The sequence below is a fragment of the Dactylosporangium thailandense genome (assembly GCF_059739745.1).
On record NZ_AP029195.1, the window covers coordinates 7,781,119 to 7,794,030 of the forward strand.

Here is a 12,912-nt window from a genome sequence, read left to right on the forward strand (position 1 = left end):
GGGTGGCATCGAAAAATAGCCTCGTATCACTGCCATGACGGTGGGTGCCGGACGCCGGAGCACCCCGGGCCGATTCACCTTGCAGCGGCCACGATCAATGTGTCGCAGATCACAGTTTGACATGACCGAAGGTAGTGCCCGAATTGCACCCACCGAAGGCTTGCATGGTTATGCACTCGGTCGTATATGCTTGAGTCGTGTCCAAGGTCCTCAACTCCCTGCCTGCCGGTGAGCGTGTCGGCATCGCCTTCTCCGGTGGTCTCGACACCTCGGTAGCCGTCGCGTGGATGCGCGACAAGGGCGCCATCCCGTGCACGTACACGGCCGACCTCGGCCAGTACGACGAGCCCGACATCGCCTCGGTGCCCGGCCGCGCCACCGCGTACGGCGCGGAGGTCGCCCGCCTCGTCGACTGCCGGGCCAGCCTCGTCGAGGAGGGCCTCGCCGCGCTCGCGTGCGGCGCGTTCCACATCCGCTCCGGTGGCCGGGCCTACTTCAACACGACCCCGCTGGGCCGGGCCGTGGCCGGCACGCTGCTCGTGCGCGCGATGCTCGAGGACAACGTGCAGATCTGGGGCGACGGTTCGACCTTCAAGGGCAACGACATCGAGCGCTTCTATCGGTACGGCCTGCTGGCCAACCCGGCCCTGCGCATCTACAAGCCGTGGCTCGACGCCGACTTCGTCGGTGAGCTCGGCGGGCGCAAGGAGATGTCGGAGTGGCTGCTGGCCCACGACCTGCCGTACCGCGACAGCACCGAGAAGGCCTACTCGACCGACGCCAACATCTGGGGCGCCACCCACGAGGCCAAGTCGCTGGAGCACCTCAACGCGGGCATCGAGATCGTCGACCCCATCATGGGCGTGCGCTTCTGGGACCCGTCCATCGAGATCCCGTCCGAGGACGTGACCATCGGCTTCGCCCAGGGGCGCCCGGTCACCATCAACGGCAAGGAGTTCGCCAGCACCGTCGACCTGGTGCTGGAGGCGAACGCGATCGGCGGCCGGCACGGCCTCGGCATGTCCGACCAGATCGAGAACCGCATCATCGAGGCCAAGAGCCGCGGCATCTACGAGGCGCCGGGCATGGCCCTGCTGCACGCCGCGTACGAGCGGCTGATCAACGCCATCCACAACGAGGACACCGTCGCGGCGTACCACAACGAGGGCCGCAAGCTCGGGCGCCTGCTGTACGAGGGCCGCTGGCTCGACCCCCAGGCGCTCATGCTGCGCGAGGCCCTGCAGCGCTGGGTCGGCTCGGCCGTGACCGGCGAGGTGACGCTGCGCCTGCGCCGGGGCGAGGACTACTCGATCCTGGAGACGACGGGCCCCGCACTGTCGTACCACCCGGACAAGCTGTCGATGGAGCGCACCGAGGACGCGGCGTTCGGCCCGGTGGACCGCATCGGCCAGCTCACCATGCGCAACCTGGACATCGCCGACTCGCGGGCGAAGCTGGAGCAGTACGTCACGCTGAACGTGATCGGCAGCCCGCACCCGATGCTCATCGGCGCCAACCAGACCCCGTCCGCGGACCTGCTGGGCGCCATGCCGGCCGGCGGCGCGGCCGCGATCGCCTCGGGCGGCCCGGCCGCCGAGGAGGCCGAGGCCCTGGACAACGCGGCCATGGAGTTCGGCACCGACTGACACGCACCGGCGCCGGGCATCGCCCTCCTCGCGGAGGGGGTGCCCGGCGCCGCCGCGTTCACACGGCCCCGAGCAGCTCCGGGCACGTGTTGCGACAGTGCCCCGGCGGCCGGCCGTGGCCCCGGCGACCCGCGCGCGGCTCGGGCCGCCGCCGATCGTCACGCGGTGGCGGATGCCCGCGGCGCCGACGCTGACGGAGTTGTCGCGCGGCCCCGCCCCGACGCGAAATCCGGGCACCCTGGCGCTCGCGCTCATCCGCGCGGGAGAGGCTCCTCCGGAGCGTTCCGGGTGGTATGAAGGCCGCGTGGAGGTGTCCGACCGGTTCTGGGACGTGCTCGAGTCGCACGGACGCAGTCAGGCGCGGCTCGTCGGCTGGCTGCGCGAGGCCAGCGAGGACGAGATCGTGGACTATCAGGGCTCGTTCGAGGCGGCGGCCGAAGAGCTCGCCGACTACTGGGACGGGCCCGTGGTCGACGGCGTGCAGTACTCCGAGGACGACACCGAGGACCTGTGCCTCTGGATCGTCGGGGAGGGCCGCGAGTCCTGGGATGCCGCGCGCGTCGACTTCGAGGGGGCGATTCGCCGGTACCTCGCCCGCGACCCCGACGACCTGTGGGTGCCCGGCGCCCCGGCGTACGGGATCTTCTACGAGCGCTCGCATCGGTCGCTGGACGAGCGGCTCGGGTGATCGGGTCGCGCATGCGGCCCGGACTCGCCTGCGCGATGCACCACACGGCGGGAGCAGCGATCCAACACTTGTCAACAAGTTCTACCAAAGACGATCGCGAATACGCATACTAGGACACCGATGCTTCGCCGGGTCCGCCGCCAATCGGACCCTTCCCCCGAAAGAAAGAGGTCCAACCGTGGTCAGTCGATCACGACCGGGCCGGCGGCGGAGGATGGTCCTCTCCGCTGCCGCGAGCCTGGCCCTCACCGCCGCCGCCATCGTCGGGCTGACCGGCACGGCCCAGGCCGCCGGCACCCTGCCCTGCGACATCTACGCGGCCAACGGCACGGCGTGCGTGGCCGCCCACAGCACGACCCGCGCGCTGTTCTCGGCGTACAACGGGCCGCTCTACCAGGTGCAGCGCGCCTCCGACGGCGGCCTGCACAACATCGGCCTGCTCGCCGCGGGCGGCTACGCCAACGCCGGCGACCAGGACGCCTACTGCAACGGCACCACGTGCCGCATCACGCGGATCTACGACCAGACCGCCAACCACAGCGACCTGACGATCGCCCCCGACGGCGGGGCCGGCTCCGGCGACCGCGGCGCGGACGCAAGCGAGATCGCGGTGACCGCGGGCGGCCACAAGGTGTACGGCGTGTGGGTCTCCCCCGGCGTCGGCTACCGGTTCAACGGCCGGGCGCCCGGCGTGGCGGTCAACGGCCAGGCCGAGGGCGTCTACATGGTCGCCAGCGGCACGCACGTCGGCTCGGACTGCTGCTTCGACTACGGCAACGCCGAGTCGACGCCGTACGACACCGGCAACGGCCACATGGACGCGATCAGCATCGCGACGACGTGCTTCTTCCCGCCGTGCCAGGGCTCCGGCCCGTGGATCGAGGCGGACATGGAGAACGGCATGTTCCAGGGCGGCAACGGGTCGAACCCGAACCCGGGCAACAACTCGGCCTACGTCACCGCCGTGCTGAAGAACAACGGCCAGACCACCTACGCGCTCAAGGGCGGCAACTCGCAGTCCGGCGGGCTCACCACCTGGTGGAACGGCGCGCTGCCGACCGACAAGCAGGGCTACCGGCCCATGCACCAGGAGGGCGGCATCATCCTGGGCATCGGCGGCGACAACAGCAACCGCAACCGGGGCACCTGGTTCGAGGGCGCGATGGTGGCCGGCTACCCGACCGACGCCGCCGAGAACGCGATCCAGGCCAACGTGGTCAGCGTCGGCTACAGCGGCCAGACCAACGTCCCGAACGGCCCGCAGGGCACCGTCACCGGCCCCGGCGGCAAGTGCGTCGACGTGGCCGCGGACGACACCGGTTCCAGCGGCACCGGCGTGCAGCTGTGGGACTGCCAGACCTACGCCGAGGACCAGCACTGGACGCACTTCGCGGACAACTCGCTGCGCACCCTGAACCGCTGCCTGGACATCAACGGCAACGGTACGGCCAACGGCACCCAGGTCGAGCTGTGGGACTGTAACGGCGTCGGCGGCCAGAAGTGGATCCAGCAGGCCGACGGCTCGCTGAAGAACCCGCAGTCGGGCCGCTGCCTCGACTCGCCCAGCGGGGCGACCGGCAACGGCACGCGCCTGCAGATCTGGGACTGCAACGGCTCCGCGGCGCAGAAGTTCGCCGTGAACGGCGGCGGCACCGACGTCGGCCCCGGCGGCAAGTGCGTCGACGTGGCCGCGGACGACTCGGGCACGAACGGCACCGCCGTGCAGCTGTGGGACTGCCAGTCCTACGCCGTGGACCAGCACTGGTTCCACCAGTCCAACGGATCGCTGCGCACCCTGGGCCGCTGCCTGGACATCGTGGGCAACGGTACGGCCAACGGCGCCCAGGTCGAGCTGTGGGACTGCAACGGCGTCGGCGGCCAGATCTTCCAGCAGCAGGCCGACGGCTCGCTGAAGAACCCGCAGTCGGGCCGCTGCCTCGACTCCCCCAACGGCGCGACGGCCAACGGCACGCGCCTGCAGATCTGGGACTGCAACGGTTCGGCGGCACAGAAGTTCGCGCTGAACTAGCACGTCCCACCGGAGCGGAACGGGCGCGGGGCCAACCCCGCGCCCGTTTCCATGTGCGCTCAGAGGTAGGCCGGCAGCCCCGCGCGCAGGCAGGCCAGCATCGCCGCGCCCTCGGCCGGGGGCATGGGGGCCGCGGCGCGGCCGATCGCGGCCAGGACGTCCTCCAGCGACACGTCCGCGTCGGCGTCCGGGGCGTGGTAGCGCACCTGGGCGGTCAGGTCGGCGACGTACGGTACGACGTCATCGCTCTCGGTCTCCCACAGCCAGGCCAGCACCCGGCCGAACGCCTCGCCGGCGTGCAGGGTCGCGCCCCGGGACCGCTGGGCCAGCACGGCGGTCGCGGACTCGCAGATCAGCGCGCCGATCAGCTTCTCGAAGATGGGGTCGGGCACCTCGCGGGTTCGCACCATCGCCCTCCTGCCGATCGATGTAACGACCGGTGATCCTACCGCTTCATTGTGTCATCGGCGAGCGTCCATAACCTGTTTACCGAACACCGATCGGCCGCCGAAGGTTGTGCGGTGTATCGGTGAACGTCGACGCGCTTCTACGGTCACCGGCCATGAAGAGCGCGGCCGCCGCACTCGCGGCGCTTACCACCGTGCTGATCGGGGCGCCGGCGTTCGCCGAGCCCGTCGGCGTCATCCAGGACGAAGGCCCGAACGCGGTCCCGGGCCGGTACATCGTGACCCTCAAGCAGGCGGACCGGACCGACCGGCTCATCCAGCAGTACGGCGGCCAGACCCGGCACCGGTCCGCCGGCTGGTACTCCACCGCCATGTCCGAGGCCCAGGCCAGGCGCCTGGCCGCGGACCCGGGCGTCGCCTCCGTCGAGGCCGTCCAGCGCATCACCGTGCAGGACACCCAGAGCAGCCCGCCGAACTGGGGCGACGACCGCATCGACCAGGCCGCGCTGCCGCTGAACCAGCGCTACGAGTACCCGGCGAGCGCGGGCCAGGGCGTGACCGTCTACGTGCTCGACACCGGCATCAACGCCGGCCACGTCGAGTTCAGCGGGCGGGTGCGGCAGGGCGTCGACATCGTCGACAACGACAGCAGCCCGGCCGACTGCCACGGCCACGGCACGCACGTGGCCGGGACGGCAGTCGGCACGTCCTACGGCGTGGCCAAGACTCGGGGGTCCAGTTCGTGCAGGCGGCCGGCAACAACGGCGACGACGCCTGCTACTACAGCCCGCAGGGGGTCGCGGCCGCCCTGACCGTCGGCAACTCCACGAGCGCCGACGCGCGCAACTCCAGCAGCACCTACGGCTCCTGCCTGGACCTGTTCGCGCCGGGCACGAGCATCGTGTCGGCGTCGTACTCCAGCAACACCGGCAGCGCCACCATGACCGGCACCTCGATGGCCTCGCCGCACGTGACCGGCGCGGTGGCCCTCTACCTCGCCCAGAACCCGTCGGCGACCCCGGCCCAGGTCCGCTCCGCGCTGGTGTCGAACGCGACCGGCGGGCGGATCAGCGGCGCGGGCAGCGGATCGCCCAACCTGCTGCTCTACACCGGCTTCATCGGCGGCAGCGAGCCGCCGCCGCAGCAGCCGGTCGGGAACCCGGGCTTCGAGAACGGCACGGCCCCCTGGACCGCGACCGCGAACGTCATCGGCACCTGGTCGCAGTACCCGGCCCGGACCGGCACGCGCAACGCCTGGCTCAACGGGGGCGGCCGGGTCCAGACCGACACGCTGGCCCAGCAGGTGACGATCCCGGCCGGCACCGCCACCCTGCGCTTCTGGATGCGCGTCACCACCGCCGAGTACGAGAACGTCGTCTACGACCGGCTGACCCTGACCGCGAACGGCACGGCCGTCGCGAGCTGGTCGAACCTCGACAAGACCAGCGGGTACGCCGAGAAGACGGTGAACCTGAGCGCCTATGCCGGGCAGAGTGTGGCGCTCAGGTTCACCGGCGTCGAGGACCAGTCGCCCATGCGATCGAAGATGATCTCGGCCGCGACCAGCCCGGTGGCCTCCTCGGTGCGGACGCGCCCGAGCCGGCAGTTGCGGACCGCCCGCACCGAGACCTGCGCCGCGGGGTCGTCACCGGCGAAGATGGCCACGGTCCGCGACACCCGGTCGATGTTGGCCCGCAACACCTGGCGCACGCCCAGGCCGAGCTCCTCGCGGCGCGGGCCGACCCGGTAGAGGTCGTGGAGGCTGAGCCGGGTCAGCTCGTGGTACATCCAGCGATCGAGATCCCCGAGCATCTTGGTCACGCTCGTGCCGTCGGTGAAGAGCCGGTCGATGGCCAGGTGCAGGACGGCCGAGAACGGCCCCGTGCGCAGCGCGTGCGCGAGGTCCCGGCCCATGGCGTCCATGGACGGTCAGACTATGCGCCCTATTCGTAGATGACGATCCCCGCCGGGGGCAGGGTGAGCTGGACGGCCTTGCCGTTGCGGGCCGAGACCGAGACCTGGCCGCCCGCGAAGGCCGGCTCGCTGGAGTAGCGGCAGGTGAGCCGGTCGCCCTCCGCGTGCAGGTCGTTGTCGACGGTCACCCAGGCCGTGCGCACGCGGTCCGGGTCGGTGTTGACCGCGACCAGCACCTCGTGGTCGGCGAAGATGCGCGACCACGGCAGCAGGCCGCGGGCGCCCGGCGGGGCGAAGACCACGCCGTCGGCCGAGGTCGGGCGCAGGTACTGCCGCCCCCGCCGCAGCGCCGGGAGCCGCCGCCGGACCGCCAGGATCTGCTTGAGCTGCCGGTAGGTCTCGTGCTCCTCGTCGAACGCGTGCCCGCCGCGGCTGCGGAACGGGCCGAACGCGCCGCCGAACATGGCCTCGCGGATGTACCGGTCGTGCCCGCCCTCGCCGTCGAAATCCTGCTCGGAGCCGTAGTAGACGCACGGGATGCCGAGCGTGGCGACGTTGAGCGCGAGCGCCACGAGGGCCAGCCGGCGGCCCGGCTCGCCCGCCGCGAAGCGCGCCTTCCAGGGGCCCTTGCGCACCTGGTCGTGGTCGTCGTAGCTGGTCACGACCTTGTCCCGGAACCAGGTGTGCGACTCGCGGCCGACCTGCAGCGAGTTGCGGAACAGCGCGAAGTACTCGGCCGGGTCGGCGGTGCCCTTGGCCACCCGCTCGAGGCGGTCCTGCACGTCGGCCAGGCCGAGCGCGGCGTCCATGCCGACCGCGTCGAGGGTCTGGCAGGCGAACGCGCGGTCGCCGGTGATCTCGGCGACGAGGGAGAAGCGCTCCTTGCCGATCGACTGCGCGAACTCGTGGACGGCGGCGGCGAAGAAGCGGGCCGCGCCCGGGTCCATGTGCTTGACCGTGTCCACGCGGAAGCCGTCGAGATCGGCGTAGGCGATCCAGTACTGGTACGCGCGCACGAGGGCCACCAGCGCCGCCGAGGGCCGGTAGTCCTCCAGCGGTCCCTCGCCGAGCGCGATGTCCTTGAGGCCCTCGAAGTCGCCCTCCAGGTACTCCGGGAACCGGTCCCAGTCGGCGATGCGCCCCTTGCCGGTGAACGTCGCGGTGCTCTGCAGCTCGGCGGGCCAGACGCCGCCGTGCGGCCGCGACTCCGGAATGGGGCCGACCGGGAGCACGGCGGCCCCGTCCTCGTCGCGGAAGCCCTTCACCGGGTAGCGCTGCCCGGTCCAGACGGGCCGGCTGTCGCCCTCGTAGCCGAAGACGTCCCCGGCGTGGTTGAGCACCACGTCGAGGATCACCCGCAGCCCCTGCGCGTGGGCGTCCGCGACCAGCGCCCGCAGGTCCTCCGGCCGCCCGAAGTGCGGATCGACGTCGAGAAAGTCCTGGATGGCGTACCCGTGATACGACGGCTGCCCCGCGACCTGCCGGAGCACGGGACTCACCCAGATCGCGGTGACCCCGAGCCGGCGCAGATAGCCGAGCTTGCCGCGCAGCCCGGCCAGGGTGCCGCCGGCCCAGTCCACGCCGGCGTCGCGCCACCGGGCCGCGTCCTGTGGCGTCGTGACCGCATTGCCGTGGTCGGCCTCGCGCAGCGGCGGCGTGGCCCCGGTCGCGACGGTCGCGCCGTCGTTGTCCCGGTAGCCGCGCTCGGCGCCGTCGGAGAAGCGGTCGACCAGCAGGAAGTACAGGACCTCGTCGGCCCAGTCGTCCGGGGACGGGTGGAACGGACCCCGGGTGAGCGCGGCGAAGTCGATGTCGGCGATCCGGCGGTACGACACCCCCCGATGGTCCCACGAATCGCCTATGCGGTCGCCCGGCGTCGCCGGCCCAGCACCCGGCGGGCGATCCCCGGCCGCAGCAGCGCGGCCGGCGGGTCCAGCAGGTTCGTGACCCGGCTGAACGCGAGCGAGACCACCTCGTCGTGGGCCGCGGTGGCGTACAGCCGATCCAGGTATCGGTTCACCAGCCGCGTCCGCGCGTCCTTCGGCCCCTCCACGCCCGGCAGGGCCGCGTCGCCGCCGGTGGCGATCTGCCACGGGATGTCGACGATCGGCCGGACCGCGCGGAAGAACCGCAGGGCGTCGACCTCCCCGCCGCGGCCGAGCGCCTCGCCCAGCCGCAGCGCCTCCACGCCCGCGACCGACATGCCCTGGCCGTACATCGGGTTGAAGGAGCACATCGCGTCCCCCACGACCACGAAGCCCTTCGGGAAGCGGCGCAGGCGGTCGTACCGGTGCCGCGTGCTCGCCGGGTAGCGGAACCGGACCGCCTCGTCGTCCAGCGCCTGCGACGCCTCGATGATGTCGGAGACGTACGGCAGCGGCAGCCGCTTCGCGTAGGCCCGGAAGCCGGCGTCGTCCAGCGGCGCGTGGTCGCCGAGGATGCCGAAGAGGGTGATGACCGCCCGGCCCCCCTCCTGCAGCATGACCGCGCCCCCGCGCGGGGCCGCGGCCGAGGGCCCGATGATGATCGCGATGTCGCCGTCGAGCAGCGCCGGGTCGACCGCGTAGTGCCGGGAGACGTAGGCCAGGTCGACGTGCAGCCGCTCCTCGGCCGGCGGCTCGTAGCCCAGCTCCCCGAGCCAGCGCGGGGCCCGCGAGCCGCGCCCGGTCGCGTCGACGACCAGGTCCGCCCCGAGCGTCTCCGGGCCGCCGGTCCGCGGGTGGATCCGCGCGCCGGTGACGCGCGCCCGCGCGGCGTCCGCCTCGATCCCGGCGATGTCCGTGCCGCCCCGCACGGTCACGCCGGGCAGCGCGAACACCCGGGACCGCACGTACGACTCCAGGTACGGCCGGCTGAACGACAGCGCCCCCAGGCCGATCGGCACCTGCTTGAGCCGGAACCCGTTCGCGCAGAAACGCACGTTGCCCAGCACGTCCCCGGCCGGCACCCCGGCCGCGGCCAGCTCCTTCGCCGCGCCCGGGAACAGCTCCTCGATCACGTTGAGCCCGGCCGCGAGCAGCCCGTGCGCGTGCCGGCCCTGCGGGACCCCGCGGCGCACCTCCCGCTCCCGCGGATCGGCGGCCGGATCCCCGGCCCAGGTGCCCTCGAGCTCGTCGCGCTCGACGATGGTCACCCGCGCGAAGTGCCCGGTCAGGACCCGCGCCGTGAGCAGGCCCGCCATGCTGCCGCCGAGTACGACGGCGTGTCCTTGCGTCATACCCTCCCCGCGTTCCATCCCGTGCCACGGACCGGGAACGGCAAGGTAGCCGACAGTCGGTGGGAGACTGACCTTCATGACGACGCTCGGTGCTGTTTTTCTGCCGCAGCTGCCGCCCGAGCGGCTGCGATCCATCGTGACCGCCGCCGACGAGGCCGGGCTCGAGGAGCTGTGGCTGTGGGAGGACTGCTTCCTGGAGGGCGGCCTGACCACCGCCGCCGCGGCCCTGGCCTGGTCGGACCGGCTGCGGGTCGGGGTCGGGCTGCTGCCGGTGCCGCTGCGCAACGTGGCGGTCGCCGCGATGGAGACCGCCACGTTGCTGCGGATGTTCCCGGGACGGGCGAGCATCGCCGTGGGGCACGGGGTGCAGGACTGGATGGGGCAGGTCGGCGTCCGGGCGGAGTCGCCGATGACGCTGCTGCGGGAGTACACGCTGGCCCTGCGCGCCCTGCTGGCCGGCGAGCGGCTGTCCACGCAGGGCCGCTACGTGCGCCTCGACGCCGTCGCCCTGGACTGGCCGCCGACCGGGCCCGCGCCGATCCTGGTGGGTGCGACGGGTCCCAGGACGCTCCGGCTGTCCGGGGAGGTCGCCGACGGCACGGTGCTCACGGCGGGCACCGACATCGACGGGGTACGCCGCGCCCGTGCCCTGGTCGAGGAGGGCCGCACGGCCGCGGGGCGCACCGGCGGCCACGAGATCGTGATGTACCTGCACGCCGCGACCGGGCCGGGCGCCGAGGCGCGGCTGGCGGCCGAGCGGGTGCGCTGGAACTACACCGCCGACGCCGACGTGCTGATCGCCGGGGACGAGCACGTGATCGCCGCGGGCGTGCGCCGCTGGGCGGAGGCGGGCGCCGACCGGGTGATCCTGCAGCCGACGCCCGACGATCCGGATCCGGAGGGTTTTGTACGGTTCGTGGCCGAACGCGTCCGGCCGCTGGTCCCGTGAGCGGCAATCCGGCCGTCGCGGCGGTGGCCGCCAGCGGCATCGGCTACCGGGTCGTCGAGCACGGGCCCGTGCGCAGCCTGGCCGAGGCCGCCGCGGCCCGCGGGGTCGCGGTCGCCGACGTGGTGAAGACGATCGTGGTCCGGCTCGCCGACGACGACTACCGCTTCGTGCTCGTCCCCGGCGACCGGGTCATCTCCTGGCCGAAGCTGCGGGCCCTGCTCGGCGTGGCCCGCATGTCGATGCCGGACGCGGCCACGGCCAAGGCCGCGACCGGGTTCGAGCGCGGCACGATCACCCCGTTCGGCTCCACGACGGCGTGGCCGGTCATCGCCGACGAGCGCATCCGAGGCCGCGCGATCAGCCTGGGCGGCGGCCGTCACGGGATTGCCCTCGCGGTGGCGGCCGACGCCGCCATCGAGGCCCTGGGCGCCACGGTGGCGGACATCTCCGAGGCGGAACCACCGGCATCGAAAGCTTGATCGACGGGTCTGTTTTCCGCCGGTACATCCGGAATGAACCCCGCCGATGCGGGAATTTTTCGGCAAATGACCGGCAAATCGGATGCGTCGGTTCTACTTTGGCTCTCGGCAGAGATCATTGCCCGGGTCTTCCGATCCGGCGCGGCGGGCACCATTCGCCGCCGCGCCGGCCGCGGTTTGGTCAGCGGATCGGAGGAGCGCACGAGTGCCCCGGGCCGAACGGGGAGCCACACCTGTCCAGACATGACGTACGCCGCAACCTGGCGGCGGCCACGACCGCCTGCACCATCGTCTGCACCGTCCTCGGCGGCGCGCTGATGAGCGGCAACTCGACCCACGCGGCCCAGCCGGCCCCGGCTCAGGCCGCGCCCGGCCCCCGCACCACCGCCGAGTTCCCGGACCGCCTGGCCGAGCTGCGCGGCGTCTCCCGGGGCATCCGTCCCGCGCAGCCGCCCGCGCCCGCCGCACCCGCCCCGGCGGCCGCACCGGTCACGGAGTCCGCCCGGGCCACCGGCGCCCGGGCCTCCCGGTCGACCCGGGCCTCCCGCCCGCCGAAGACCGCCCCGGCGACCCGGTCGCGCGCCACCCGGCCGCCCGCCTCGAAGCCGGCCCCGCGCCCCAAGACCCGCCGCACCGCCGCCGCACCCAACGGCGCCGGGTACTCCGGCGGCGTCGTCGGCTTCGCGATGGCCCAGGTCGGCAAGGACTACGCGTTCGGCTCCACCGGCCCGGACGCGTTCGACTGCTCGGGGCTCGTCGTCGCCGCGTACCGCAACCTGGGCATCGCGCTGCCGCGCTCGACCGGCGGCCTCGCCGGCGTCGGGCGCCCGGTGTCGCGGGGCGACCTGCAGCCGGGCGACCTGGTGTTCCCGAGCTCGGGCCATGTGGGCATCTACATCGGCGGCGGCCGCATGGTGCACGCGTCGACCGAACGCGGCGGCGTGAAGGTCTCCAGCGTCTACGCGTTCCGTTTCGCCCGGCGGGTCATGAACTGACGGCTCATGAACCGTCGGGCCATCAACCGCCGGAAACCGCCGAATACCACGCGTGGGATACGCGCGGAATTGTCCCGGGAATCGCGCGGTCAGCCGGACAGGCGGAAGTCGGCGAAGTCGAAGCCGGGCGCCACGACGCAGCTGACCAGCACCGGCTCGTCGCCGGCGGGGGCGGCGGACTGCCAGACGCCGCCGGGCACGAGGACCTGGGGGCGCTGACCGGCCGCGACATCCGCGCCGAGCAGCGCCTCCGGGCCGGGGCCGGGCCGGTCGCCGGAGCCGCCGAGGCGCAGCGTCAGCGGGCCGCCCGAGTGCCAGAACCACAGCTCGTCGGAGCGGACCACGTGCCAGGCGGACTCCTCGCCCGGGTGCAGCAGGAAGTAGATCGCGGTGGCGGCGCTGCGGGGGCCGTCGTAGCCGGGCGGGTCGAGGGTCACCGGCGAGCGCCAGGTCTCGCGGTACCAGCCGCCCTCGGGGTGCGGCTGCAGGTCGAGGTGCTCGGCCAGGTGCGGTCTCATGGGGGTACCGTATCCGCCCTTGCGAACCGCCCTTTCGCCTGTAGTGGGGCGCCCGGCGGTTTGCGATGCT

At 72.9% G+C, this 12,912-nt stretch carries 12 protein-coding genes; 8 read left to right on the top strand and 4 right to left on the bottom strand.

Annotated features, from left to right (window positions below):
- Positions 1-197: 197 nt before the first annotated feature.
- The 3 genes from argG (at position 198) to AC6JBM_RS34515 (ending at position 4,363) form a co-directional block, all read left to right on the top strand.
- Positions 198-1,646, top strand: a complete 1,449-nt coding sequence (argG, locus tag AC6JBM_RS34505; protein ID WP_350615168.1) for an argininosuccinate synthase — start codon at positions 198-200, stop codon at positions 1,644-1,646.
- Positions 1,647-1,950: 304 nt separating this feature from the next.
- Positions 1,951-2,334, top strand: a complete 384-nt coding sequence (locus tag AC6JBM_RS34510) for a hypothetical protein (RefSeq protein ID WP_497978162.1) — start codon at positions 1,951-1,953, stop codon at positions 2,332-2,334.
- A gap of 214 nt (positions 2,335-2,548) precedes the next feature.
- Entirely contained in the window at positions 2,549-4,363 is a 1,815-nt protein-coding gene (locus AC6JBM_RS34515) for an arabinofuranosidase catalytic domain-containing protein (protein WP_497978163.1), read from the top strand.
- 59 nt (positions 4,364-4,422) lie between these two features.
- Here AC6JBM_RS34515 and AC6JBM_RS34520 read toward each other — a convergent pair whose 3' ends face one another.
- Complete coding sequence (locus tag AC6JBM_RS34520) at positions 4,423-4,773, bottom strand: hypothetical protein (protein ID WP_497978164.1); 351 nt, start codon at positions 4,771-4,773, stop codon at positions 4,423-4,425.
- Positions 4,774-4,925: 152 nt separating this feature from the next.
- Between AC6JBM_RS34520 and AC6JBM_RS34525 the strand changes: the two genes are divergently transcribed.
- On the top strand, positions 4,926-5,582 hold the full coding sequence (locus AC6JBM_RS34525) for a S8 family serine peptidase (protein ID WP_497978165.1): 657 nt from the start codon (positions 4,926-4,928) through the stop codon (positions 5,580-5,582).
- Complete coding sequence (locus AC6JBM_RS34530) at positions 5,513-6,520, top strand: S8 family serine peptidase (protein WP_497978166.1); 1,008 nt, start codon at positions 5,513-5,515, stop codon at positions 6,518-6,520. Before AC6JBM_RS34525 ends, AC6JBM_RS34530 begins: the two co-directional genes overlap by 70 nt.
- 193 nt (positions 6,521-6,713) lie before the next feature.
- Here the strand turns inward: AC6JBM_RS34530 and AC6JBM_RS34535 are convergent, their stop codons facing one another.
- Together AC6JBM_RS34535 and AC6JBM_RS34540 are read right to left on the bottom strand one after the other, a co-directional pair.
- Complete coding sequence (locus AC6JBM_RS34535; RefSeq protein ID WP_497978167.1) at positions 6,714-8,519, bottom strand: alpha-amylase family glycosyl hydrolase; 1,806 nt, start codon at positions 8,517-8,519, stop codon at positions 6,714-6,716.
- Positions 8,520-8,542: 23 nt separating this feature from the next.
- Complete coding sequence (locus tag AC6JBM_RS34540) at positions 8,543-9,901, bottom strand: FAD-dependent oxidoreductase (protein ID WP_497978168.1); 1,359 nt, start codon at positions 9,899-9,901, stop codon at positions 8,543-8,545.
- Positions 9,902-9,977: 76 nt separating this feature from the next.
- On the opposite strand from AC6JBM_RS34540, the gene AC6JBM_RS34545 reads away from it, so the two are divergent.
- The 3 genes from AC6JBM_RS34545 to AC6JBM_RS34555 all read left to right on the top strand — a co-directional run bounded on the left by AC6JBM_RS34545 (position 9,978) and on the right by AC6JBM_RS34555 (position 12,324).
- Positions 9,978-10,850, top strand: a complete 873-nt coding sequence (locus AC6JBM_RS34545; RefSeq protein ID WP_497978169.1) for an LLM class flavin-dependent oxidoreductase — start codon at positions 9,978-9,980, stop codon at positions 10,848-10,850.
- On the top strand, positions 10,847-11,329 hold the full coding sequence (locus AC6JBM_RS34550) for an aminoacyl-tRNA deacylase (RefSeq protein ID WP_497978170.1): 483 nt from the start codon (positions 10,847-10,849) through the stop codon (positions 11,327-11,329). Before AC6JBM_RS34545 ends, AC6JBM_RS34550 begins: the two co-directional genes overlap by 4 nt.
- A gap of 317 nt (positions 11,330-11,646) precedes the next feature.
- Positions 11,647-12,324: a C40 family peptidase gene (locus AC6JBM_RS34555; RefSeq protein ID WP_497978171.1), complete on the top strand. Its 678-nt coding sequence runs from the start codon at positions 11,647-11,649 to the stop codon at positions 12,322-12,324.
- A gap of 89 nt (positions 12,325-12,413) precedes the next feature.
- Here AC6JBM_RS34555 and AC6JBM_RS34560 read toward each other — a convergent pair whose 3' ends face one another.
- On the bottom strand, positions 12,414-12,842 hold the full coding sequence (locus AC6JBM_RS34560) for a cupin domain-containing protein (protein WP_350621928.1): 429 nt from the start codon (positions 12,840-12,842) through the stop codon (positions 12,414-12,416).
- Positions 12,843-12,912: the final 70 nt, after the last annotated feature.